Annotated in this window: 19 protein-coding genes; 15 read left to right on the top strand and 4 right to left on the bottom strand. The window is 62.3% G+C overall.

The features are described from left to right. The first annotated feature begins 55 nt into the window (after positions 1–55). The 3 genes from EDF61_RS10870 to EDF61_RS10860 all read left to right on the top strand — a co-directional run bounded on the left by EDF61_RS10870 (position 56) and on the right by EDF61_RS10860 (position 1898). Positions 56–682: a hypothetical protein gene (locus EDF61_RS10870; protein ID WP_166650782.1), complete on the top strand. Its 627-nt coding sequence runs from the start codon at positions 56–58 to the stop codon at positions 680–682. Beyond that, complete coding sequence (locus tag EDF61_RS10865) at positions 679–1281, top strand: hypothetical protein (RefSeq protein WP_133834098.1); 603 nt, start codon at positions 679–681, stop codon at positions 1279–1281. Before EDF61_RS10870 ends, EDF61_RS10865 begins: the two co-directional genes overlap by 4 nt. 116 nt (positions 1282–1397) lie before the next feature. Further along, positions 1398–1898 (top strand): hypothetical protein, encoded by a 501-nt coding sequence (locus tag EDF61_RS10860; protein ID WP_133834097.1) that lies wholly within the window; start codon positions 1398–1400, stop codon positions 1896–1898. A gap of 278 nt (positions 1899–2176) precedes the next feature. On the opposite strand, the gene purB is transcribed toward EDF61_RS10860, so the two are convergent. Next, positions 2177–3586, bottom strand: coding sequence for an adenylosuccinate lyase (gene purB / locus EDF61_RS10855; protein WP_133834096.1), 1410 nt, complete (start codon positions 3584–3586; stop codon positions 2177–2179). On the opposite strand from purB, the gene EDF61_RS10850 reads away from it, so the two are divergent. Both EDF61_RS10850 and EDF61_RS10845 read left to right on the top strand, forming a co-directional pair. Next, positions 3567–3998, top strand: a complete 432-nt coding sequence (locus EDF61_RS10850) for a hypothetical protein (RefSeq protein ID WP_133834095.1) — start codon at positions 3567–3569, stop codon at positions 3996–3998. The two genes, purB and EDF61_RS10850, sit on opposite strands and share 20 nt — an antisense overlap. A gap of 2 nt (positions 3999–4000) precedes the next feature. Next, positions 4001–5350, top strand: a complete 1350-nt coding sequence (locus tag EDF61_RS10845) for a hypothetical protein (RefSeq protein ID WP_133834094.1) — start codon at positions 4001–4003, stop codon at positions 5348–5350. 182 nt (positions 5351–5532) lie between these two features. On the opposite strand, the gene EDF61_RS10840 is transcribed toward EDF61_RS10845, so the two are convergent. Next, the gene (locus EDF61_RS10840) at positions 5533–5919 is read right to left on the bottom strand and encodes a phage holin family protein (protein WP_105656214.1); all 387 of its coding nucleotides are present in this window, start codon (positions 5917–5919) and stop codon (positions 5533–5535) included. An 82-nt stretch (positions 5920–6001) separates the two neighbouring features. On the opposite strand from EDF61_RS10840, the gene EDF61_RS10835 reads away from it, so the two are divergent. The 6 genes from EDF61_RS10835 (at position 6002) to EDF61_RS10810 (ending at position 15013) form a co-directional block, all read left to right on the top strand. Next, positions 6002–7111, top strand: coding sequence for a histidinol-phosphate transaminase (locus EDF61_RS10835; RefSeq protein WP_133834093.1), 1110 nt, complete (start codon positions 6002–6004; stop codon positions 7109–7111). A gap of 127 nt (positions 7112–7238) precedes the next feature. Beyond that, positions 7239–8381, top strand: a complete 1143-nt coding sequence (gene pdhA / locus EDF61_RS10830; RefSeq protein WP_105656216.1) for a pyruvate dehydrogenase (acetyl-transferring) E1 component subunit alpha — start codon at positions 7239–7241, stop codon at positions 8379–8381. Then, the gene (locus EDF61_RS10825) at positions 8382–9359 is read left to right on the top strand and encodes an alpha-ketoacid dehydrogenase subunit beta (RefSeq protein WP_133834092.1); all 978 of its coding nucleotides are present in this window, start codon (positions 8382–8384) and stop codon (positions 9357–9359) included. A gap of 20 nt (positions 9360–9379) precedes the next feature. Then, a complete protein-coding gene (locus tag EDF61_RS10820; protein WP_133834091.1) occupies positions 9380–10795 on the top strand; it encodes a dihydrolipoamide acetyltransferase family protein in 1416 nt (471 codons plus the stop codon). A gap of 136 nt (positions 10796–10931) precedes the next feature. Continuing rightward, entirely contained in the window at positions 10932–12437 is a 1506-nt protein-coding gene (locus tag EDF61_RS10815; protein WP_133834090.1) for a hypothetical protein, read from the top strand. Continuing rightward, on the top strand, positions 12437–15013 hold the full coding sequence (locus EDF61_RS10810; RefSeq protein ID WP_133834089.1) for a hypothetical protein: 2577 nt from the start codon (positions 12437–12439) through the stop codon (positions 15011–15013). The genes EDF61_RS10815 and EDF61_RS10810 overlap by 1 nt, the downstream gene beginning before the upstream one ends. A gap of 31 nt (positions 15014–15044) precedes the next feature. Here EDF61_RS10810 and EDF61_RS10805 read toward each other — a convergent pair whose 3' ends face one another. Beyond that, positions 15045–17102, bottom strand: a complete 2058-nt coding sequence (locus EDF61_RS10805) for a S9 family peptidase (protein ID WP_133834088.1) — start codon at positions 17100–17102, stop codon at positions 15045–15047. A 205-nt stretch (positions 17103–17307) separates the two neighbouring features. Between EDF61_RS10805 and EDF61_RS10800 the strand changes: the two genes are divergently transcribed. The 3 genes from EDF61_RS10800 to EDF61_RS10790 all read left to right on the top strand — a co-directional run bounded on the left by EDF61_RS10800 (position 17308) and on the right by EDF61_RS10790 (position 20027). After that, positions 17308–18084: a hypothetical protein gene (locus tag EDF61_RS10800; protein WP_133834087.1), complete on the top strand. Its 777-nt coding sequence runs from the start codon at positions 17308–17310 to the stop codon at positions 18082–18084. A gap of 344 nt (positions 18085–18428) precedes the next feature. After that, positions 18429–19790: a TRAP transporter large permease subunit gene (locus EDF61_RS10795; RefSeq protein ID WP_286172205.1), complete on the top strand. Its 1362-nt coding sequence runs from the start codon at positions 18429–18431 to the stop codon at positions 19788–19790. Between the two features lie 18 nt (positions 19791–19808). Next, on the top strand, positions 19809–20027 hold the full coding sequence (locus tag EDF61_RS10790) for a hypothetical protein (protein WP_208294261.1): 219 nt from the start codon (positions 19809–19811) through the stop codon (positions 20025–20027). Here EDF61_RS10790 and EDF61_RS10785 read toward each other — a convergent pair. Continuing rightward, a complete protein-coding gene (locus EDF61_RS10785; RefSeq protein ID WP_133834085.1) occupies positions 20024–20749 on the bottom strand; it encodes a GntR family transcriptional regulator in 726 nt (241 codons plus the stop codon). The two genes, EDF61_RS10790 and EDF61_RS10785, sit on opposite strands and share 4 nt — an antisense overlap. A 109-nt stretch (positions 20750–20858) precedes the next feature. Between EDF61_RS10785 and EDF61_RS10780 the strand changes: the two genes are divergently transcribed. After that, positions 20859–23771, top strand: coding sequence for an FAD-binding and (Fe-S)-binding domain-containing protein (locus EDF61_RS10780; RefSeq protein ID WP_286172204.1), 2913 nt, complete (start codon positions 20859–20861; stop codon positions 23769–23771). Position 23772: the final 1 nt, after the last annotated feature.

Below are 23772 nucleotides of genomic sequence, written 5' to 3'. Positions count from 1 at the left end.
GGAGCAATCCGTAAAGTGAACATCCGAGCTACACATTGAATTGGCGGGAGAAACGATGAGCGCAACACCACCAGCGTCGAAGGCGCGTCCCCGAGGCATCGGATATAGCTTGCTTTATCCGGCAGGTTGGCGCGAATTCAACAGCAGTGTGGAGCACGAGCAGGCTTTGACGAAGCTGGTGACTGCTGAGCCCAAGGCACTTGGGCGCGCAGACCTGGTATTGATGCTTCGACGGCAAATGCACCAGACGTTCGAGTACTTGAGGCGCCGTGGATCACTTGGCTTCGCAATGCCGGTAGAGAAACTTGCCGTCGGTGCAATGCCGGTTTCCGTGATCCTGACACCACTCAAGGTGGGGCCCTCCGGCACTTTGCTGGATGCTGCGCGAAAGGCCGCAGGCGGCAACCAGATCGAAATCGAAGATGCCGACGGAGCAGACTGGTACCTCTGGTCTTCCGTGGAGCAAGCTGCCGAAGCTCCCGAGCTCAAGAACAATGGCCTGAACATGGTTGTTCCTCGTCCTTTGCCGGATGGAAGCATCGATCCGGATCCAAAAGCTGGATTGTGGTTGCTTTATTCCTACGCGCACGTTGAGTCGGAGAATGGTGAGGCATTCGCCGAAGGATTAAGGTCGTTGGGCTTGTCGATACTGGGAACTTTCAAATGGGTGCCAATTCAATGACAACATACGAGATTGAACCGGATCTGGAATTCTGGATTCCAGTACCTCGCTCATTTCCTGAAGATAATTGGGCGACGGCGGAGCAATGGGCACAGGACCTTGCGGAATTGGCCATCCCGGAAGATCCTGAGCTGCGGAAGGTCTATGAGCAGCTGGCTTTGGACGTGGCGAACAACCAGATAGCCGAAGCCGAGCATACACTCTGGTATTCGCCTGAAGATGGACACGCACTGGGCACTGCCCATTTGATAGTTCTGGATGACGACCCTGCCCTGAGCTTGGAGGAACTGGCCCGGCCGGACTACGAATCGGCGGCACCGGTCCAGATGAGCGAATACCACTCGGAGTCACTTGGCCAGATCATCCAATTGTCTTCCGTCATCGCGCTGGATGGGAAGCGTGAAGGAAACGGTTCAGCTGTGCTGCCGGCCATCGGGCATGTGAGGACCGTTGCGCGTTCGCACGGGCTGGTATTCCTGCTGGAAGCCTACGACTCGGACCTGTCTGCGTTGAGCTTCATGATGGACCCTATGATCGACTTTTTCGAAGCCGTCAACTTTGAAGAGGATGAATTCGATAGTGAAATGGATGAGAATTGAATACTGCCAGATCCAGGCTCCCCGAACACAAAGATTTTGTAACTAACTCCTTGCATCTATATCCAAGAATCGATAAGGGGTTTTCCCTAATGCTGTTGGGCGGGATTCTGTGCATCGTGGGAATCTATCTAATCGCGAATGATTTACCCTCGACATCAAGTTATCTATCCCAGATTGTTTTGCAAGGAATTCCGACCGTGATCGGAGCCATTCTTGCTATTTTCGGAGTCGTCGCACTTGTCACCGCACTAAAAGGCGCGGCACGCAAGGGCAACGAGGCGATCGACCTGAGATTCAAAGCCAGCGGCCTGACCGTTCGGGGCGGTCGCAAGATCAACTGGGATTCGATTACCTCGGTGACAGGTATCGAGCATGTAAATAATGCGAAAGTCCAAGTCCTTTGGGACCGAGCCGATCTGAACCGGTCATTGGAAATTTATGTTGATGATTCCGTGGATGGCCCCATTGGAAACTCCAAGGATGGAACGACATACGTTCGGGTTTCGCTTCGCCATTACCCTGCCATAGAGTACCGGACCCTTTATGAGCAAATGCTGGACCAATTCGAAAAACGCGGCATACCCCTTGCATTCGAGGCACGAGCTACGCAGTTCTGAATCTCCGCGTACCGGAGCTCCATCGCCGATGCCGCTAACCGTTATTTCAAGCGGTTGAGAATCCTGCAAAACGCCCGGGGCTGTAGTGGTCTGCGGCTCAGCACGTAGCTAGAAGCGGAGCGGTCCGCTGTCGGTTTCACGAAATCGAAAGCGCACTGATCGAACGCAAGCAGTTCTGAGCCAGCATGCCCGACATGCATTACGACAGAAGCGCCGTTGCACCCAGACCTTACCGGGGCAACGGCGCTTCTATTTACGCAATTTCGGCTAAATGGACGTCATTTCTTCAGGTGGTCAACCAGCTGCGAAGCGATGCCGTTGTAGCTGCCCGGGGTCAGCGACTGCAGGCGGGTTTCGGCTTCAGCCGACAGGCCCAGCTCGCCAACGAATTCCTTCAGGCGGGCCGCATCCACGCGGTGGCCGCGGGTCAGGTCCTTCAGGCGCTCGTAGGGGTTGTCCATGCCTTCGACACCGGCGATAGCCTCGGCGCGCATGACCATCTGGATGGCCTCTGCAAGGACCTCCCAGTTGTGGTCCAAGTCGTCAGCCAGCACGGCTTCGGCGACAGACAGTCGATCCAAGCCCTTGGCAACGTTGGAGATTGCCAGCACCGAGTGGCCGATGGCGGTACCGATGTTGCGCTGCGAGGAGGAGTCGGTCAGGTCGCGCTGCCAGCGGCTGGTGACCAGGGTGGAACCCAGGGTGTTCAGCAGGCCGTTGGAGATCTCCAGGTTGGCTTCTGCGTTCTCGAAGCGGATCGGGTTGACCTTGTGCGGCATGGTCGAGGATCCGGTGGCGCCGGCCACTGGGATCTGCGCGAAGTAGCCGATGGAGATGTAGCTCCAGACATCGGTGCACAGGTTGTGCAGAATGCTGTTGAAGCGTGCAATGTCTGCGTAGACCTCTGCCTGCCAGTCGTGGGATTCGATCTGGGTGGTCAGCGGGTTCCAGGTCAGGCCCAGGTGCTCAACGAAACCCTTGGAGATCTGCTGCCAGTCAGCGGTAGGGACCGAAGCGTAGTGGGCAGCATAGGTGCCGGTAGCGCCGTTGATCTTGCCCAGGTACTCGGTCTTCTCGACGCGGTCCAGCTGGCGGGTCAGGCGCCACGCCAGAACTGCCAGTTCCTTGCCCAGGGTGGTTGGGGTGGCTGGCTGGCCGTGGGTGCGCGAGAGCATCGGCACGTCGCGGGAGTCCTCGGCCATCTTGGCCAGCTGTGCCACCAGGTCGCGGGCTGCCGGCAGCCATACCTGCTGCACGCCACCCTGGACGCCCAGAGCGTAGGACAGATTGTTGATGTCTTCAGAGGTGCAACCGAAATGCACCAGCGGCTTGAGGTTGCCAATGCCGATCGCTTCCAGGCGGTTAGCGATGTAGTACTCGACAGCCTTCACATCGTGAACGGTGACAGCTTCGATCTCTGCCAGTTCCTTCACGGAATCAGCGTTGAAATCGGTGACGATCTTGCGCAGTGCTGCCTTCTGTTCCGCAGAAAGCGGGGAGGTGCCTGGAAGAACGGAGTTATCGGTCAAGTGGATCAGCCATTCAACTTCAACGTGAACGCGATCGCGGTTCAAAGCCGCTTCGGAAAGGTAGTCGACCAGCGGTGCCACGGCGCTGCGGTAGCGTCCGTCGAGGGCAGTCAAAGTCAGTGGTTCATTAGCAAGGGAAGTGCGCGCAATCTCAGCCATACTCATATTCTTCCATCCTCGGCGCTACATCACATCTTTTACTTCACTGCTGTTTCCACAACCGGTCGCCAAACGTGCTGGTGCCCCATTGCTGCTGTCCATGATGGTGGACAAATTCTCAAGGATGCGGAGCAAGGAAATGATGTTTCAAGCGACGCTGCTGACGGTGGCAAGTCAGCTCGATGACGCCCAGAAAACCACTAAGTTCGCCATCGCACAGTTGGGTTCAATCCGGGCATTGACTTGGAATTCAAAGGCTGGCAAGGCGTTTCTAGACAATGTTGAGGAGCTGAGCCAGCGACTGGAAATGCTCAATGGCGAGCTGAACAACGCTGAAGAGTACTTGGGGGTTGCCATGCGTGAGATCCAAAACCTCGAAGCGCAAATCATGAACCAGAGAATGGCCTCGTAGCCATGGGATATGAAGTCAATTACAACGAGCCGGATTACGCCCAGGCAGGGGAAATCTGCCAGCGGGTTGCTCGCGACATCAATGGCATATCCGACGCTTTACTCAGGGCCGCGCAGGCTGCGGACAATTGCCAGGGGGACCTGAATCTGCAGTGCATGGCGGCAGGCATTGAAGCCAGGGGCTATGGTATCGGGCATCTAGGCGATTTGATCAGAGACAGCTATCAGCAGGCCAGGGAAGGCGAAATCACAGCGTTCGAACTTACCGGAAAGGTCTCTGCGGCCATGCGGAATTATGAGGTTGCCGAAGCCGCAGTTGAACGGATGATGCTCGTAAGCACCAGCGCAGTACTGGTCGGGGACTTCATATCCAAGACCCGCGATAACGGCTGGCGTCCGCCGAGGGAAAGCATGGAGACCTTTTTGCGCTTGCTGATGTCCTACATCCCGCACTGGCCCTTGGCGCCGAATATGACCTTGACCGAGCAAATCGAAGGTACCGCCAAGTCGCTGTCGCGGATTATGCGGCTGCTGGGGTCAAACCGGAATACCGAAATAGAGCTCGCAGGGCAAGATCCAGCTCAGACGGTTGAACTGGATGGCAAGATGAGAAGCTATTTCCAGCTGCACGAAAAGCTGGAGGGCGAAGGCACGGAGAACAACGGAAAGATCATGATCGTCGAAGCTGACGATGATACTTATATCGCGCTCTTTCCGGGGACGCAGGATGACGCCGAAGTTCCTTCGCCTTTTGGCCCGGAAGGCATCGCTGACGGCTTCGGGGTGGAATCCGAGAATTTTGTGGAACCGCTCGATGAAGCATTAAGGCTCAGCGGAGCGAAAGAGGGCGATGAAGTAATCCTCTCCGGCTACTCGCAAGGAGGCATTCACGTAGCCCAGCTGACGAAGAACAAGTTCTTGAAGCGCAAGTACAAGCTGAACAAGTTGCTGACCCTTGGTTCTCCCATCGGCACTATTGATCTGCCAGAGGATATCCGCAGCCTATCCGTAGAAGACCGAAAAGATATGGTGCCCGGCACCGATGGCGGACCCAATCCCCGCAAGGGCGAGCATTACACCACCACTTTCCCAGGTCCGCGCGAGCACATGCAGGACATCTTGCCCGAAGACGGGCTCTTTGGCCCGTCGCATCATCTCAAGAATTACGGTGACCACCTCCTGGAACTCGATGAGGACCCGAAACTGGAAATCAGAGAGCATCTGAAGCAGTTCTACCTTCCCGAATCCCCGCTGAAAATCCGCATGTTCAAGCTGGAGCGCAAGCAAAAAGAACGTCCGCCCTTGAAGGAAGAAGACAAGGAGCGGCTCAAGCACATGGCACCACGCCACTAAAGCGCTCAAGAACTGCAACCAGCCGGCCGGATCAGCATCACCGGGTATCACCGTGCTGATGAATGGTGCTGTGGATCAGGGCATAAGATGGGACGCTGATCGGGGGCGGCGAATCGGATATTAACGAAAGAGGACGGCACCTGTCGGATGCCGTCCTCTTCTTGTACTGCGTCGAATACCGCTTACTCGTTCTCGCTCTTGACGAACAATCCGAGGACCGCAGAGACGATGGAGATGATAATCGTGCCGGCGATGGCATCCCACCAGAACTGCTCGATGACCAGTTCAATCGGGGTGAAGGTCGTCAGCCATGAAGTCAGCAGGAGCATCAGGGCGTTAATCACGATAGTGAACAAGCCCAAGGTGAGGCAGGTGATTGGCAAGGAGAACAGCTTGACGATCGGACGGACCAAGGCGTTGACCAATCCGAAGATTGCGCCAACCGCCAAATAGGCGATGACCGTGCTTACTGCACCTTCGCCGGCCGCGACGATCTTGAGGCCGGGCACAATCCAGACGGCGGCGGCGAGGGCAAGCGCATTGACGATGACTCGAATCAGAAAGCTCATGCCTTAACTTTGGCATAGAAATCTGGGATTAGGATGAACCGGAGATATCGCTAAACCCTTAGTGAGGGCTAGGCTTTGAGGTATGACTGAGAACCCGGTGACCCAAGATCAGGTGCAGCCACGCTCTGTAGTTGCACGTTTGCCCAAATACGCTGCGGGCAAGCCGCCTGCCCCTATTGAAGGCGCGAGAGCTTACAAGCTGTCATCGAATGAAATTCCCTTCGGTCCCTTGGACGCTGTGCATCGGGCGGTCGTGGAGCAGTCCAGCCTGAATCGCTACCCTGATCCGCTATCGACCAAGCTGCGCGAAGCACTTTCCGAGTACTTGGACGTTCCTGCGGAAGACATCGTGACCGGGGCCGGTTCCCTTGGCGCGTTGGTGCAGATCCTGAACGCCTTCGCGGGCCAGAACGAAGACGGCATCCAGGATGAAGTCATCTATGCGTGGCGTTCCTTCGAGGCCTACCCAATCCTCGTGCAGACTGCCGGTGCGCTGCCCGTTGAAATCCCGTTGCTGGAAGACGGGCGCCACGATCTGGAATCCATGATCGCAGCGGTGAACGAGAATACTTCAGTCATCTTGCTGTGCACACCGAATAACCCCACCGGTCCGGTACTCAGCCAGGCCGAAATCGATGACTTCCTGGCACGGGTTCCGAAGAACGTGCTGGTTGTCCTGGATGAGGCCTACACCGAGTTCGTCCGCGACGAGAAATCGGTGGATGGCATCCATACCTACAACGAGAACGAAAATGTGGTTCTCCTGCGCACTTTCTCGAAGGCTCACGGCCTGGCGAATCTCAGGGTGGGCTACTCGGTGGCTCACCCGGAGATCACCGATAACATCCGCGTAGTGGCCACCCCGTTTGCCGTCTCCAGCGTGGCCGAGGATGCCGCGGTCGCTTCGCTGGCCCACATCGACCAGGTGCTTGAGCGCGTTGAGGGCTTGGTCATGGAACGCGAACGAGTTGCCTCGGCCCTGTCCGGGCAGGGCTGGAAGATTCCTTCCACCCAGGCGAACTTCGTCTGGCTTCCGCTGGGCGAAAAGACCGATGAGTTCGTCGAGCGGGCAAACGCCGTGGCGCTGTCGGTGCGCGGCTTCTCGAACGAAGGAGTGCGCGTCTCCATCGGCGAAGTTGAAGCAAACGATCGTTTTATTGAACTGTGCAAGGAATCACTAGACCTGGCATAGGGGCAACTGGTGCTGATTTCTCGCGTTTTAGCGGTCAGTGCCTATAGGCTTAGAAATTAGACAAGCCGTATATGTCCCATGCGGAATGTATTCCGTGTGGGGCATATTTATGACCGAAGGATGATAAATGACGCGTGCTGCGACCGAGGCGACGGAGCCGGATCTGATTCAGATCCTGACTCCAGACGGCCAGCGTCAGTCCCATGGAACGTACGATGCGTATCTGGGTGACGTTGATGATGACATGCTTCGCGGCTTCTACCGCGACATGGCATTGACCCGTCGATTCGACCAAGAGGCCACAGCATTGCAGCGCCAGGGCCAGTTGTGCCTCTGGGTTCCGCTGCGCGGGCAGGAAGCGGCGCAGATCGGTTCCGGCCGTGCCACCCGCCGAAGCGACTACATCTTCCCCACCTACCGCGAGCACGGTGTGGCACTGACCCGCGATGTGTCCTTCTCCGAAATGCTGCGCCTGTTCCGCGGCATCTCCGGAGGCGGCTGGGATCCCCGGGAAAACAACTTCCACATGTACACCATGGTGCTTGCCGCGCAGATGCCGCATGCCGCCGGCTACGCAATGGCTTTGAACATGGAACAGCGCGGCTGGGATGAAGCCCGTCGCGCCAAGGAGGGCAACGCCGTAGTCGCCTACTTCGGCGATGGCTCCTCCACCGAGGGCGAAACCCATGAGTCCATGGTCTTCGCCAGCTCCTTCAACGCACCGGTGGTCTACTTCTGCCAGAACAACCAGTGGGCGATCTCCGTTCCTTTCGAGGTCCAGTCCAAGGTGCCGCTGGTCAACCGCGCCGCAGGCTACGGCATGCCGGGAGTGCGCGTGGATGGCAACGACGTGCTGGCCGTTCTGGCGGTCACCCGCTGGGCGCTGGAACACGCACGCAGCGGCAAGGGCCCGGTCCTCATCGAGGCTGTCACCTACCGCCTCGGCGCGCATACCACCGCCGATGATCCAACCAAATACCGCATGAGCGAAGAAGAGGCCCAGTGGGCCCCGAAGGACCCGCTGATCCGCCTGGAAACCTACCTGCGCGAGAACAACCTGGTTGACGACGCCTACTTCGAGCAGCTGGCCGCCGACGCTGATGCGATGGCTGCCAAGGTCCGCGAAGACGCCATGGCCTTCCCTGTCCCGCCGCTGGCCAAGTCCTTCGAGCAGGTCTACGCCGAAGCGCATCCACTGATCCAGGAAGAACTGGCCTGGCATCTGGAATACGAAGCAGGATTCGCCGATGCGGCTGAGGGAGAGCACTAAATGACCACCACAATGACCCTGGCCAAGGCCATTACCAGCGGCCTGGACAAGGTGCTGGAGTCCAATGGCAAGTCTCTGCTGATGGGCGAGGACATCGGGCGCCTCGGTGGCGTCTACCGCATCACCGACGGGCTGATCGACAAGTATGGCGAGCACCGCGTCATCGACTCGCCGCTGGGCGAGGCCGGCATCGTCGGCACCGCCGTGGGCATGGCCCTGCGCGGCTTCAGCCCGCTGGTGGAAATCCAGTTCGACGGCTTCGTCTTCCCGGCTTTCAGCCAGATCACCACCCAGCTGGCCAAGATGCACGCCCGCTCCGAGGGGCGTCTGACCACGCCTGTAGTCATCCGCATCCCTTACGGCGGCGGCATCGGCTCCATCGAGCACCACTCCGAATCCCCGGAGGCGCTGTTCGCCCACACCGCGGGCCTGCGCATCATCACCCCGTCCAACGCGCATGACGCCTACTGGATGATCCAGCAGGCAGCCAGCTGCCAGGACCCGGTGATCTTCTTCGAGCCCAAGCGCCGCTACTGGCTCAAGGGCGAGGTCGATACAGAAACCCCGGCGCTGGATGCCTTCAAGGCGCAGGTGGTCCGCCCGGGCACCGACGCGACCATCGTCGCCTACGGCCCGCTGGTGCCGATCGCCCTGGCTGCCGCTGATGCCGCGCTGGAAGATGGCCGGTCCATCGAGGTCATCGACCTGCGCTCGCTGTCGCCGATCGATTTCGACACCATTACCGAATCGGTGCAGAAGACCGGCCGGCTGATTGTCACCCACGAAGCGCCGACCTTCGGCGGCCTGGGCGGCGAAATCGCGGCCCGCATCACCGAGCGCGCCTTCCTCTCGCTGGAAGCCCCAGTGCTGCGCGTGGGCGGATTCCACATGCCTTACCCGATTTCCAAGGTGGAGTCCCAGTACCTGCCGGACATCGACAAGTTGCTTGAAGCCCTCGACCGGTCTTTCGCTTACTAAGCGGAATCCAAGGAGTAGTAATGACAGTCTTTAATCTCCCCGATGTGGGCGAAGGCCTGACCGAAGCGGATATCGCCTCCTGGAAGGTCAAGGTGGGCGACACCGTTGAGGTCAACCAGATTTTCGTGGAAATCGAAACCGCGAAGTCGCTGGTCGAGCTGCCCTGCCCCTTCGCCGGGGTGGTCACCGCATTGCACGCGGCCGAGGGCGATACCGTACTCGTGGACAACCCGCTGATCACCATCGATGAAGAAGGCAACGCGGCACCTCCAACCGGCGTGCCCGAAGCAGCCGAAGCCCTGAGCACCGCCGCACCGCAGGCCTCGGAGGAACCCGGCCCGCTGGTCGGATCGGGCCCCACCGCTGATGCCTCGGTGCGCCGGGCACGCACCACCCGCCACGCTCCTTCGACGGCCGGTGCGCGAACCGCAGCGGTGCGCGCCTCCGGCTCCGCCTTGGCCGAGACCATCTCGCGCCGCGCGCAGTCCCTGGGTACCGCGGTGACCCGCGAAGTCGACCGCCGCAAGCCTGCGGTGGCGAGCTTCGTGGACCGCGTGCTGGCCAAGCCGCCGGTACGCCGGCTGGCCAAGGAGCTGGGCATCGACATCAACGACGTGGTGGGCACCGGCAACCAGGGCGAGATCACCCGCGAAGACGTCAATAGCTACCAGGCCCAGCGCGAAGCCGAGCATGCAGCGGCGCCAACCTATTGGGCCCACGGCCAGCTGGCCGATGCCCGCGTGGAACGCACCCCGGTGCGCGGCGTGCGCAAAGCCACCGCCAAGGCCATGGTCGACTCGGCCTTCACCGCACCGCATGTCTCGATCTTCGTGGATGTGGATGCCAGCCGAACCATGGAATACGTGCAGCGCCTGAAGAAGTCCCGCGACTTCGAGGGCATCAAGGTCTCGCCGCTGCTGGTGCTGGCCCGTGCCGTGATCTGGGCGGCGGCCCGCAACCCTTCGGTGAACGCCAGCTGGGTGGAAACCGCAAACGGCGCCGAGATCCACCAGAAGCGCTTCATGAACCTGGGCATCGCCGCAGCCACCCCGCGCGGCCTGCTGGTGCCGAATATCAAGGACGCCCAGAACCTGAACATGAAGGAACTGGCCATCGCCCTGAACGATCTGGCCACCACCGCTCGTGCCGGCAAGACCCGTCCCGAGGACATGCGCGATGGCTCGCTGAGCATCACCAACATCGGCGCGCTGGGCATCGACACCGGAACCCCGATCATCAACCCGGGCGAAGTAGCCATCGTTGCCTTCGGCACGATCCGCCAGAAGCCATGGGTCATCGACGGCGAAGTGGTCCCGCGCTGGATCACCACCCTGGGCGGCTCCTTCGACCACCGCGTGGTTGATGGCGACCTCTCGGCCCGCTTCATGGCCGACGTGGCGTCGATCCTGCAGGAACCGGCGATGCTGCTGGACTAAGGGTTCCCGGACCAGCGAGGCAGTCCACCGCCCCGCGCAGAACCTTTAGGGGATCTGCGCGGGGCGGTGTCGTCCCCGCGGTTCGAAATGTTCCTTGAGCAGGGTTATTCAAACCCCTGTTGATACAGTTGTTCCCATGAACCGCACGTGTCGCACCGACCTGAAGTACCCCGGCAAGCTGCTGCTCGCGGGCCTGTTCGCAGCCCTGGGACTGGGCCTGGGACTGGGTGCCGTGCCGGCGCAGGCAGCCGGGGATCCAACTCAGCCAGAGGCCACGGCTCCGGTCTACCCGTCGGCGACGCCCAACGAGGACTCCGCAGATGACGGCACCGTCCTGATCCCATCGGTGACCTCCCAGGAAGGCAACTTCTACCTGGCGGTCACCGACGCGGCACTCGATGAGGTGGATTCGGAAAGCATCATGGACCAGGTCCGGCAGGCCGTGGGCGAACAAGATGCGAAGATCCTGCTCGGGGTGGACCAGGAACCCAACAACCTCAAGGGCGCCGGGCAGCTGGTGCGCGGGATGCTGATGTTCGGCGACAGCGACGCGCTCAGCGATGACTGGCTGGAGAACGGAAAGACCCTGGGCTATGTCGGGGAAGGCTGGATCGCCGTCGGGGTAATGCTTCCCCAGGATGCTGGGGATCCGGTGGAAATCGCCGTGGATCCCGGGCGCGATGTGCGCGAAAGCGCACCGGGAAGCCGTGAGCGGATCCTGGAGGCAGGACAGGGCGAGTTCGCCGCAGGGGATTACACCGCGGGGATCACCGCCGTCGCGCTGGCCACCACGCAGCAGCTGCAGGCGCCGCCTGACCGGACTCTGTCCAAGGCGATCGCCTTGGGCGCGCTCGGTGCGGCCATTGCCTTCCTGCTCGCCTGGGCCTGGCGTGCCAAGCGCCGCAAGGCCGGGCAGGCCGCCGCCGCTGACCGCATTAAGCAGGCCGAGCTGCTCGAGTCGCGGATCCAGCAAGCAAGCAATTACCTGGGCCGAAAGCCCGTGCCCGACCTCGGCCTGCCGGGGGAGAGCCGCTTGGCACAGGTGATGGCAGAACTGGAAAGGCAACGGGCCGGCTCCCAGCTAGGCGCCCGGCGCGCGCTGGACACGGACCCGGGTTCCCCACAGCAGGAGCAGGTCTCCGAAGCCCAACTGGACCAGCTGCGCAACCGCGAGCACGAGCTCTCGCTGCTGCGTGGCGCGGTCCAGTTGGCCCATGCCTATACGGCCCGGCCGCGGGATGCGGGCGAAGCCTGGAACCGGATTTTCGAGTACCACCGTGAGCGGCTGGAAGACCTGGCGCTGTTCCTCGACCTTCCCGGTGCCGGGCAGCTGGGCTGCGCCCAGGCCGCGCGCACCGTGATCATTACCCATACCGATGAGCTGCAGCTGCTGCGAACCCGGGTGGGCCGGCGGGGCACCGGGGCGGAGGATTCTCCTGGAATCCTTGAGCGGCTATGGGAGTTGCGCGACGAGCTCGATAGCGTGCTGCGCGATGCGCTGGGGCAAGCCGGGCAGGCGCGGCTCAAGGTCCCGCAAGGGCTGGGTGAACGGATGGCAGGCAAGCAACCGGCCGCCGATGCGCTGGAGAATGATCCCATCGCGGTGCTCAGGAATTTCGCGCCAGGAAGCGGGACCCGCTGATGCCGGCCCGCTTGATGCACGATTCCACCGGGCGGCGGTTGCACCGCCCCTTCCATTGGACTGCCATCGCCGCCATCATCATGGCGCTGGTGACCACCGCGCTGGGCGTGCGCGCGGTGCTGGCCGTGCAGGCAGCCAACGTCCCGGACCCCTACGAGGTCCAGGTGGTGGTCCGCGGCGATAACGGCTTCAACATCACCCAGCAGGCGGTGGACGCCGAGCTGGCCCGGCACCCGGCGCGTGCCACGGCCCCGCTGGAGCTGGTCATCACCGACCGCTGGCTCACGGGTGATGAACTGCTGCGCGGGCAGGTGCCGGAAAACCAGATCATCGTCTCGACCAGGATGGAGAACAGGGATCCCGGGCTAAGCGACGCTGAACAGCGCTTCGCCGGGGCGGGCCTGGACCGCAGCCTTGCAGCATCCGACGACGCGCATACCGACCTGCGCTTCGACATCGAGCACGCCTTCACCAAGAACGTTTCGGTAGGCCATGGGCCCAAGGCGGCGGTGGCCGCCGCGCATACTGCCGCCGTGCTGCTGGACGATTCGCCCAGCAGCTCGGCGATCTTCTGGTTCGCGGCCGTGGGTGCGAGCGCCATGCTCACCGCCGCGTTCCTGGCCAGCGCCCTGCGCTACCGCTCGCGGTGGGCATCGCGCCACCGGCGGCTGGCCGCGGCGCAGCGCAAGCTGGCTCGCGTGCTCCTTGACCTCGAAGCACTGGAAGCGACCTACCAGGCCACCGAGCAATCGCGCCGTCCTGCCGGCTTCACCAAGGCGTGGCGGCAGCTCGAATCCCTGTCCCTGGATGCCGCCCGCCGCGAAGCGCCCTTGGTGCGCTCGCTGTTCACCCGGGCTGAATGCCTGGAACAGAGCACCGGGCAGCAGCTGGCGGCCTTTGAGGCCGACACGCGCAAGCTGACGGAACTGGCCGACTCGCTGATGGGCGCCGGCTCGGTGCATGCGCACCTGGCTGGCACCGGATCCACCTTCGACAAGCTCAGCAGCCCGATCAACGATGCGGCCACGGCGCTGCTGATCCGGCTGGACACCGCCCCGGGCACCATGGTGGCCGGCAAGGACCTGGCGGATTTCCGCAGTGCCCTCGGAGAACTGCTCAATGCCGCCCATGGCGATACCAGCCAGCGCACCGCCATCGAGCGCTGGGCCGAGGCCGAACGGCGGCTGGCGAAGCTCGCCGGGAAGATCGCTGCCCGGCTGCGCCGGTATCCGCGGGGCCTGCAGCAGCCGGTGCCCCAGATCGGCGCCCAGCACAATGAGCTGCGCTCCAGCCTGGGCTTGCCGCCGGTATCCAAGCAGGGTGCGCTGGCGCAGATCGCCACGGCGAACTCGCTGGCACGCGGGATTCTCGGCGATACGCTTCAGGCCGATCAGGAGGCAGACGGCATGCCGCGCGAGCCCGGTGCTTGGCGGCGCGCGCTGGCCAAGTTCGCCGGCACCGTGGGCACCGAGGGCGATGAACCGCCCAAGCTGCGCCGGGCGTGGACGGCGGGGCTGCTCTCTGCCCTGCTGCTGGGCAGCCTGATCGCCGCGGGGCTCATCGTGTCGTCGGTAGCCAACGAGCCTGGACGCACCCATGAGGGGTCCGGACGGGGGATGGAACTTGACATCGATGACCAGGGAAAGCTGGTCGACGAGGCCGAGATCCGCCGGTACATGGAAGAGGATTTCGACACCCCGCAGCAGATCCTGGTTGCGGTGCGCGATGCCGAAGCCTACCTGGAACTCAAGTACTTCGACGGCTCGGAATACCGCGATTCGACGCCCGAGAGCGTGCGCACAGCGATCTTGCGGATCAAGGACGAATACTCCGATCGCGCGGATCCGGCCAACGGCGAATTGCCCGAGGACCTGACGATCATCCCGCTGCTGATCACCGACGAGGGCAAGGGAATCGTCCCCGGGCTGATTTCGGGGGCAGTCATCAGCGGCACCGCCTCCTGGGGAACGACCGGCGGGTGGGAGCATGGAAGCATCTACGAGTCGAACTATCCGGCCATGGAAGCTGCCAGCGCGGCCGAGGACTTCGCCGTGGTGCTCAAGCAGGCCGGGTACGAGCAGCCGGACTACAGCACCTCGCTGCTGTACTGGATGCTCGTGTTCATGCTGTTCTTCACGGTGGTCAACGTGGTCCAGGTCCTCCAGTACCTGCTCGGGGCGACCTCGCAGCTGACCCGGTTCTCCCGCGGCTCGCGGTCCGTCCAGCATTCGCGCCGGCAGCTGGAGGAGCTGGCCATGGGCTTGGAGGATTCGCAGATCAATGCGGTGGCCGTGCTCGGCGCGACCGCGGCCCCGAATGCGGACGAGGCAGGGCAGCGATTGTTCGAGCGGGCCTTGATGATGGCTTGGCGCGAAGCCCAGGAATTGTCCTCGATGACCCTGGGCCAGCGCCTTGCCGCCGGCTATGCCCAGCGCGCGGCGCATCTGGCCCGGCTGGTAGCGCTGCTGGGCGAACGCGATGCCGACGTGGCGCGGCGGGCCAAGGCCCTGGTACTGGCCAGCCGCGGTGCCGGGGGAGATGCTCCAGCGCCAGTGGAACTGCCGGGGCGGCAATGACTCCGCCCCGGCAGTCCGGCACTGCGCGGTTCTAGCCCAGCAGCTCGGGCAGCTCCTGCGGCGCGTTGCCCAGCACCTTCTGGGAGAGGAACTCGGTGACTACCTGGTACCAGATCTTGGCGTGCTGCGGGGACAGCACCCAGTGGTTCTCATCCGGAAAGTACAGGAACTGGTGCTCGGTGCTGCCGTCTTCCTTCTGGGGCAGCCCCGAATCGGCCAGCAGCTCGTACCACAGGCGCAGGCCCTCGCCGATGGGCACCCGGTAGTCCTTGTCGCCATGGATGACCAGCATCGGGGTGACGATGCTGCCCACCGAATGATGCGGCGAGTTCTGCTCGCGCATTTCGGGGCTCATCTCGCGGGTCCAGTAGAACGCGGCGTCGGTGGTCTTGCCGAAGCCTTCCAGCGCCCACAGGCTGGCATGGGTGACGATGGCCTTGAAGCGGTCGGTGTGCCCAGCCACCCAGTTGGCCATGTAGCCGCCGAAGGAGCCGCCCATGGCGGCGGTGCGGGTTTCATCGATGTCCGGCCGCGCCTCGGCGGCATCGGTGATGGCCAGCAGGTCCGTGTACGGTTCCTGGCCCCAGCGGCCCCAGCCGCGCTGGATGAACTCCTGGCCGTAGCCGGTGGACAGGGCCGGATCCGGCAGCAGCACGGCATAGCCCTGGGCCACCAGCAGCCATGGGCTCCAGCGCCAGCTCCAGGCATTCCACGAGCCCAGCGGCCCGCCATGGATCCACAGCAGCAGCGGCGCCTTGTCGGCGGCAGAAGCGGTGGCGGGCAGGGCCAGCCAAGCGCGGATGCTCGACCCGTCTTCGGCGGTGGCTGACACCTCGGTGAGCGTTCCGGGCAGGGCCGGGCGGGACACCGGGGAGCGCAGCTCGGTCAAGGCCGCGAATTCGCCCGGCTCCAGGTCCCCGGTATGCGCCAGGTCGATGGCTACCGGTTCGGCCGGGTACAGGTAGCTGGAACGCAGCGCGTAGGCGGTACGCGAGTCGCTGCTGATGGCCAGATCGGTGTACGCGCCGTCATCGGTGAGCCGGGTGATCTTGTCGTTGTACAGGCTCAGATGGAAGACCGGGGCGTGGCCGTTGTCATCGGCGGTCAGCAGCAGCGAGCGCCCGTTGGGAACCCACTGCAGGTCATTGACCCAGCGGTCCCAGCCGGCGGCGATCCGGTGGGTGGCGCCGTCGGCCAGATCCATCAGCCACAACTCGAAGACCGGGGCGGTATCGGCGGTGGAACGCTCCCAGCGGGCGTAGGCCAGCTGGGTTGAATCCGGGCTGATCTTGCCCAGCGTATATTCGTACGTGTCGTCGGGGGCCAGCAGCATTTCGTGGGCGCCGGTGTGCAGGTCGATGCGCATCACTCCCGGGGCTGAGGAAGCCCGGCCTTCGGGAACCTGCCATTCGGTGACCAGGAAACTGCCATTGGAAGCAACGTCGTAGGAGGTATCCTCCAGATTCGCGCCGATGCCCGGGGTGAGGTCGGTGAGCTGGGTACTGGTGGCGTCCTGCAGGCCCGGCAGGGACCCGGTGTAGTAGTGCGGGGTGGATGGGCCCAGATCTTCGTCCCAGTAGCGGACCGGGTAGCCCGTGTGCAGGATCGCCGAGACCTTCTTGTCCTTGCGGCCGGTGCGCAGTGCCGCTTCGGCGTCCAGGTCCTTGGCGCGGGAGAAGGCCGAGGCGCGCAGCACGATGGTCTGCGGGGACTGCTGGCAGATCCGCAAGGACTGCACCCCGGCAGGGTGGGAAATCACCGAGCGGGCTTCGCCTCCTGCTACCGGCAGGATCCAGCCTTCGGCCTTGGCGTCTTCCTTCGACGAGCGCTTGGCCACGAAGAGCAGGTCGCCGTTGGCGGTGAACTGCGGTTGTGATTCGCCGTGCTCGCCGAAGGTCAGCCTGCGTGCTGGTTCTTCGCCTTTGGGATCCAGCGACCAAAGGGCGCTTTCGTATTTCGTCCCGTCCTCGGAAAGCTCACTGAGGGTGGTGACGAGCTTGGTGCCGTCGGGGGAGAGCGCCAGGCCGCCGAGGCGGCCCAGGCCGATAAATGAATCTAAATTATGAAATGAATGCTTAGAGTGTTCCACTTCACATATCTTGCCACTGTTCGCGGCTGGGCACTACCGGAAATCGAAAATTACCTGGCCTCGGGAGCACGACCGGGACAACTTGCAACTAAGGCGTGATGCCGCCGCTATTGGAAAAACCTGCAATTGAGTGGAGGATGAATTCAATGGGGGAGCTCGCGATGTCAGCTGCATGACCGGATCATGGATCAAGGAGTTGGAAAAGATGAACCGTGCCAGAACCCGTCTCGGCGCGCTCCCGATGATGTGCGCAGCAGCCCTGATGCTGGCTGCCTGCCAGGGAGCCCAGCCGGACTCGACACCCAGTCAGGAACCTGCGCCAAGCGGCACATCGCCATCGGCAAGTGCCAGCGCGCCGGAGGCTTCGAGCCCCGAATCCAGCCCATCGCCAAGCGCCGAAAGCCCGGATGCGCCAAGCACGGCGGCGCCCGAGCTGAGCCAAGAGCATGAAGTGCATGGCATCCAGTTCATGATCCCGGAGCAGTGGACCGCCATCGGGGATGACTGCGAGGGTGAATGCACCGAATGGGATGAATGGGAGATCAAGGACGCGCAGGGCAAGCATGTGCTCACGCTGATCCCCACCACGGCAACCTCGCCGGATGGGGACATGTCGCTGTACGAGCGGGAGCTACTGGACCGCGAAGAGCTGCCGGACCCCGGAGCTGGCACCGGCTTCCATCCCGCCAGCCTCATTGCCGAGTTCTGGGAATCGACCAGCCAGGAAGATGGCGAGAAGGATTCCGGGTTCGATATTGCCCTGGTCGATGACCAAGTGCTCGCCCAGCGCAATGAGAACCCGGATCTGAACTTCTTCAAGGTCGGCGAGCAGTCGCCGATGATGTGGGTCGAAGAGGACTATCTGGAAGACCACGGCGTCCCGGATGACCCGGTGAAGCAGCAGGCGCAGCAGTTCCTGGATACCCAGGAATACGCGTTGGTGCGCGAAATCCTGCTCAGCGTGCAGCCGGCCAAGGGCTAGGCCTGGTTAGACCGGGCGGATCCAAGGAAGGCAGTGGAAACCGTGGAACCACCGTGGTTACTGCTGCCTTTCCTGTTGCTCAAAAAGCCGGAGCCCGCGGAAATGGGCTGGACGCGGGTTCGGCAGTCCAAGTAAAGATGCGGGTCCCCAACGGTTTATGCATCAGGCGAAGCAAGTCTTGCAGTGCCACCTCTCTAAATCGCAGATGCAAGCTGGGTCCCTGCCGCAATATGCAAGGGCGGTTAGCGTTTGGCTGAGGTGTGTAACCAAAGGGCAAAAAGATGTCCATGTCACATTGCGTGGCCTGTAACATGCTACTGTGTGTAAGCACACAAAGTCATAACGTGAAAGGTGCACACATGGGCGTGCTGGCACTGGGCGTATTCATCGCCGTGACAGTCATAGTTAACGTCGTACTGAAACGGCGTATTTCAGAGGCGCTTGTACTAGCGCTGATAGCTTGTTCTCTGGTTGGCGGTGCGGATGCGCTGAAGTTGTTGAGTGCAGCCGTGATTGACGGCTTCCAATCCGATGTGACCTTCGCAGGCATGGCCTTTGTGTTCATGGGAGTGATCGTCTCGGCGACGGGCCTGATCGAGCGACTGATCCACATCCTGAACTCGATGTTCGGGCGGGTGCGTGGCGGATCGGCCTACGTGTCGACCTTGGGCTCGGCCGCAATCGGGCTGGTTGCAGGGTCGACGGCAGGCAATACGGCTACGGTTGGATCGGTGACCATTCCGTGGATGAAGGAAAACGGCTGGTCGGCCAATCGCGCGGCAACGCTGGTAGCAGGCAATTCCGGGCTGGGTGTCGCCCTGCCCCCAAATAGCACGATGTTCATCCTCTTGGCGATGCCGGCTGCTGCTGGCATTTCTGCTGGCGACGTATATGTTGCCCTGGCCATCGGCGGTGCTTATTGCGTGCTCTACCGCATGATCCTGGTGTTCACTTGGGCTCGTGTCGACGGCATTCCCGCAGCGAATCGGGATGGCATGGCGACGTTGGGGCAAGCGCTGCTCGAAGGATGGCGCTCGTTGCTGATCTTCCTCGGTATCGCGATACCTGTTGCGCTGACCTTCGGCCCGCTGTTTGAATTCCTATCCCGCCCGGAGCTGGTGGGCAAGGACTCGATGGGATCGATCTCGATAATTGTTTGGGTTCCGATTCTCATCTCTGCGATCGCTTTGATCGAGGGGCGAAAGCGGTTCTTCGCACCGGATTCGAAGTTCAAGGTGATCTTGAATCGTGAGCTGCCGCAGTTCGCCACCGTTGGCGTTTCACTGTTCGCGGCGCTGAGCGCTTCGAACATCATGGAGGCACTCGGCGTCGGCCCGCAACTTTCCGATTTCCTCGGTTCACTGGATATGCCAAAGGCAGCGATTGTCGCAATCGTCTGTGTCATGGCTGTCGTTGTAGCCACCCCGCTGTCCTCGACTGCAACTGCAGCGGCCGTGGGCGCTCCGGCCGTGATGGCGCTGACCAGCGTGGGCATCGATCCAGTGATCGCCGTGGTGACAGTGCTGCTGTGCACCTCGACCGAAGGTTCCTCTCCTCCGGTTGGCGCGCCGATCTACCTGGCCGCCGGCTTCGCCGAAACCAATCCGACCAAGATGTTCATGCCATTGCTGGGCTACTTCGTGCTGCCGATGATCGGCATTGCCTGGCTTGTCGGCATGGGCTGGCTGCCGATTCCGATTTCGTAGGAGAAAAACATGCGAATCATGAAAATTCTGTTTCTGTTCTTCTTGGCGCTGTTCATGATCGGCGGCACTGCGATCGTCGGCACGCAGCTGGCCGGAGTGCTGTCGCTGAATGGCGACATGGTCACCGGGGCCAAGCAGGTCTTGTACCCGTGGACCTTCAGCTTCGCGACAGCGTGTGCTCTGTGCGCCTTCGTGCTGCAGTACTCAAGGGAATACAAGGAAGAAGAGCAGGACTAGTAGCCAGCTGTCAGTTCTGTCCACAAGTTTTCAGGGTCAAGGTCCAAGCCTTGGCCCTGAACTGCTTGTGCGAGCAATAGCTTTCCGGTAGCGACCAGGTGCTGGCGCATGGCAAGCGCCGCCGCTGGGGCGTTGCCACTGGAGATCGCGGTGATAATCGGCTCATGCTCGGCCATGATGTCGCCCAGCGTACGCTGCTTGCCCGCTGTGGAAACGCCGAGCAGCCGCGTGGCGACACGAAGGCGGTTCACGATATTGCGCCCGCGGTTGGATTGCGCGACCTCGAGGATGAAGTCGTGCAGCTGCTGGTCCAAATCAAAGAACTCTTCGGTCAGATCGCCTGCGGCGCAACGAGCCAAGCCGGCAACGATCTCATCGAGCTGCGCTGCGATCTGCGGGGTGCAGGCCTGTGCAGCCCGGAATGCGGCGGGAACCTCCAAGGCCAGCCGAAGCGAGAAAATTTCTGCGACATCCTTGGGCTGGGTCGGGATGATGCGGAAACCGCGATTGCGCGCGAATTCCACCAATCCTGCTTCCTCGAGGCGCAACAGGCCGTCGCGCACCGGCGAACGGGAAATCTTCAGGCGGTCAGCCAGCTGGTACACGCTGTAGAGGGTGTCGGTCTTGAGTTCCCCAGAGATGACTGCTGAACGGACGTAATCCATCACCTGTTCGGTCAATGTGCGTCCATGCTGGGCGGGGACTTGGGGATCGGAGGTCATGAACTGATTCTCTCATTGAAACCTTCCGGAAAGATTTCACGTAATCGGGAAACTAGACAGCATGTAACATGTTACTCTGGTTGAACTAATCAACGAGAGGCGCGCCACCATGTCAGCTCAGTCGAGTATCCAGACCTTGACCCCCGAGGCCATCGAGATGCGGGAACGGCTACGGACCGATCTGACCACCCGGGCTGCATATATCTCGGACGCCTCGATTTTCCGCCGGGTGCCGCAGGCCGTGCTCGAAGTCCGCGACGAGAACGACATTGCCCTGAGCATTGAGTATGCCAAGGCCGAGGGGCTATCGATCACCTCGCGCGGCGGAGGGACCTCGGTCGCGGGCAACGCCATCGGCGAGGGGCTCGTGCTGGATACCTCGCGCTATTTCAACAAGATCCTCGAAATTGATCCCGAGGCGAGAACCGCACGCATCCAGCCGGGAGTCATCTGCGACCAGCTGCGCGATGCGGCTGCTGAATACGGGCTGACCTACGGGCCCGACCCGTCGACCCATAGCCGCTGCACCGTAGGCGGCATGGTGGCCAACAACGCTTGCGGCTCGCACTCGCTGGCTTGGGGCACCGCCGCGGACAACGTCGTTTCCATGAAGGTCATGCTGGGCGACGGTACTGTGGTCGCGATCAACAGCGACGGAACCAGCAGCGAGGAGCTTGACGGAAAGCTCAAGGCCCTTCGCGATGCGAACCTCAAAGAACTGCGCACCGAACTCGGCCGCTTCGCGCGCCAGGTATCGGGCTACGGCATGCACTACCTGCTGCCGGAAAACGGGTTCAATGTCGCCAAGGCGCTGGCCGGCTCCGAAGGCACCTGCGGGGTGATCACCGAGCTGGTAGTGCGTCTTGTCGAGAAGCCGAAGCACACCGCACTGGCCGTCCTGGCCTTTGAAACGGTTTTCGATGCCGCGGCTGCGGCCTCGTCCCTGCGCCGGCCCGGCCTGGCCACCGCGGAAGGCATGGGCGGCGATCTGCTCGACGCGCTGCGAAGCCGCCCCGGGCAGGAAAAGGCCGGATCCAACCTGCCGGGAATGGGCACAGCCAACCGCGGTGGCGTAGCCAAGGCTGGCGGCTGGCTCTTCTGCGAAACGGCTGGCCAAACCATTGAACAAGCGCGAAGCATCGCCGATGAGCTGGTGCAGTCAGCCTACGCCGCACAGTCAGGAGCCGCTATCGATGCGGTTGTCGTCACGGACCATGCCGAGGCCCGTACGCTATGGAAGATCCGCGAAGCATCCGCCGGCATCGTCACCCGCCTGCCAGATGGCGGCGAAGCCTGGCCATCCTGGGAGGATTCAGCGGTCCCGCCGGAAAACCTTGCCGGCTACCTGCGGGATCTGTACGCGCTGATGGAAACCCATGGACTGCGCGGCATCCCATTCGGCCACTTCGGAGAGGGCTGCGTCCACGTGCGCATCTCCTTCGACTTGGGCACCGACGAAGGCGTCGCGATCTTCCGCCAGTTCATGGAGCGGGCCGCCGACACCGTGGCCAAGCACGGCGGCTCGCTCTCCGGCGAGCACGGAGATGGCCGGGCACGCTCGGAACTGCTCAACCGCATGTACAGCCAGAAGATGATGCAGGCTTTCGGCAGCTTCAAGGCGGTCTTCGACCCCGAGGGCCTGTTCAACCCGGGAGTGCTGGTCAATCCCGAGCGCATTGACGATTCGCTGCGGCCCGGACCCGGGCAGCGCAGCTTCGAGCTGACTCCGGTGCATGCGCTCTCGCGCGACAAGGGCTCTCTGGTCAACGCAGTGAACCGCTGCGTGGGCGTGGGATTGTGCCGTTCGGACGAGGGAGCCATGTGCCCCTCCTTCCAAGGCACCCACGATGAGGTGAACTCCACGCGCGGCCGTGCCCGAGTGCTCTCCGAGATGTTCCGCGGCAGCACCCTGCCCGAAGCGTACAAATCCGAAGAGGTGAAGGATGCCCTGGACCTCTGCCTCTCCTGCAAGGCCTGCGCCTCCGAATGCCCGGTTAATGTGGACATGGCAACGTACAAGTCGGAGTTCCTGCACAAGTTCTACGAGGGCCGCATCCGCCCGATGGCGCACTACACCATGGGATGGCTGCCAAAGCTCACCCACTGGATGCACCAGGTGCCTGGCTTGGCTTCCCTGGCCAACGCGGTGATGCGCGTCGAAGCCGTGCAGCGGCTTGTCAAGAAGCTTGGAGGCATTGAACCGACGCGCAAGATGATCACGTTCTCAGCCATGTCCCTGCAGCGCTGGGCAGCCAAGCGGAACGGAACGGCGGCCGAAGCTAAGCAGGGCACCGTGGTGCTGTGGCCGGACTCCTTCAACAACCACCTCGATACCGGACCGGGCCAGGCAGCAGTTGAAGTGCTCGAAACCCTGGGCTACCGGGTGATCATTCCCGAGGGATTCGTCTGCTGCGGCCTGACGTGGCATTCAACCGGCCAGCTGGATACCGCGCGCAAGGTCATCAAGCACACGCTGGATGTCATGGAACCGCTGGTCAATGCGGGCTACCCGGTGATCGGGCTGGAACCTTCGTGCACGGTGATGCTCGGCCACGAGATCACCGAGCTGGTTCCCGAGGATCCGCGCGCGGCCGCGCTGTCGGCCGCCGTCGTGCCGTTTGCGGATTTGATCGCCAAGCATGTTCCGCAGGACGGCCAGCCCAATGCCAGCTGGCCATTCGGGCAGCTGAACGTCGGTGCAGTCTCGCAGGTCCATTGCCATGAGCGTTCGCAGGGCGACCACGGGAATTCCTCGGCTGTGCTGCGCAGCATCGGCATCGACGAGCGCGAGATCGAAACCGGTTGCTGCGGCTTGGCTGGCAACTGGGGATTCGAGCCCGGGCATGCGCAGCTCTCCCGGTCGCTGGGTGAGCGCGAGCTCTTCCCGGCTATCCGCAACCGAGCGCAGGACGACGTGGTGCTCGCCGACGGTTTCTCCTGCCGCACGCAGATCGCCGAGGGCACGGATGTGCGCGGCATGCATCTTGCGCAGGCGCTGCTCAAGGCCAAGATCACCAGCTAGG

The sequence above is a fragment of the Arthrobacter sp. JUb115 genome, assembly GCF_004365035.1.
Lineage (GTDB): Bacteria > Actinomycetota > Actinomycetes > Actinomycetales > Micrococcaceae > Glutamicibacter.
This window is presented reverse-complemented; position numbering and strand designations above follow the sequence as displayed.

What these genes read in the sequence shown, in the direction of transcription:
- EDF61_RS10815 (WP_133834090.1), top strand. Translation starts at nt 10,932, where the DNA reads ATGAACCGCACGTGTCGCACCGACCTGAAGTACCCCGGCAAGCTGCTG.
- EDF61_RS10835 (WP_133834093.1), top strand. Translation starts at nt 6,002, where the DNA reads ATGACTGAGAACCCGGTGACCCAAGATCAGGTGCAGCCACGCTCTGTA.
- EDF61_RS10800 (WP_133834087.1), top strand. Translation starts at nt 17,308, where the DNA reads ATGAACCGTGCCAGAACCCGTCTCGGCGCGCTCCCGATGATGTGCGCA.
- EDF61_RS10785 (WP_133834085.1), bottom strand. Translation starts at nt 20,749, where the DNA reads ATGACCTCCGATCCCCAAGTCCCCGCCCAGCATGGACGCACATTGACC.
- pdhA (WP_105656216.1), top strand. Translation starts at nt 7,239, where the DNA reads ATGACGCGTGCTGCGACCGAGGCGACGGAGCCGGATCTGATTCAGATC.
- EDF61_RS10820 (WP_133834091.1), top strand. Translation starts at nt 9,380, where the DNA reads ATGACAGTCTTTAATCTCCCCGATGTGGGCGAAGGCCTGACCGAAGCG.
- EDF61_RS10845 (WP_133834094.1), top strand. Translation starts at nt 4,001, where the DNA reads ATGGGATATGAAGTCAATTACAACGAGCCGGATTACGCCCAGGCAGGG.
- EDF61_RS10780 (WP_286172204.1), top strand. Translation starts at nt 20,859, where the DNA reads ATGTCAGCTCAGTCGAGTATCCAGACCTTGACCCCCGAGGCCATCGAG.
- EDF61_RS10790 (WP_208294261.1), top strand. Translation starts at nt 19,809, where the DNA reads ATGAAAATTCTGTTTCTGTTCTTCTTGGCGCTGTTCATGATCGGCGGC.
- EDF61_RS10825 (WP_133834092.1), top strand. Translation starts at nt 8,382, where the DNA reads ATGACCACCACAATGACCCTGGCCAAGGCCATTACCAGCGGCCTGGAC.
- EDF61_RS10840 (WP_105656214.1), bottom strand. Translation starts at nt 5,919, where the DNA reads ATGAGCTTTCTGATTCGAGTCATCGTCAATGCGCTTGCCCTCGCCGCC.
- EDF61_RS10865 (WP_133834098.1), top strand. Translation starts at nt 679, where the DNA reads ATGACAACATACGAGATTGAACCGGATCTGGAATTCTGGATTCCAGTA.
- purB (WP_133834096.1), bottom strand. Translation starts at nt 3,586, where the DNA reads ATGGCTGAGATTGCGCGCACTTCCCTTGCTAATGAACCACTGACTTTG.
- EDF61_RS10810 (WP_133834089.1), top strand. Translation starts at nt 12,437, where the DNA reads ATGCCGGCCCGCTTGATGCACGATTCCACCGGGCGGCGGTTGCACCGC.
- EDF61_RS10870 (WP_166650782.1), top strand. Translation starts at nt 56, where the DNA reads ATGAGCGCAACACCACCAGCGTCGAAGGCGCGTCCCCGAGGCATCGGA.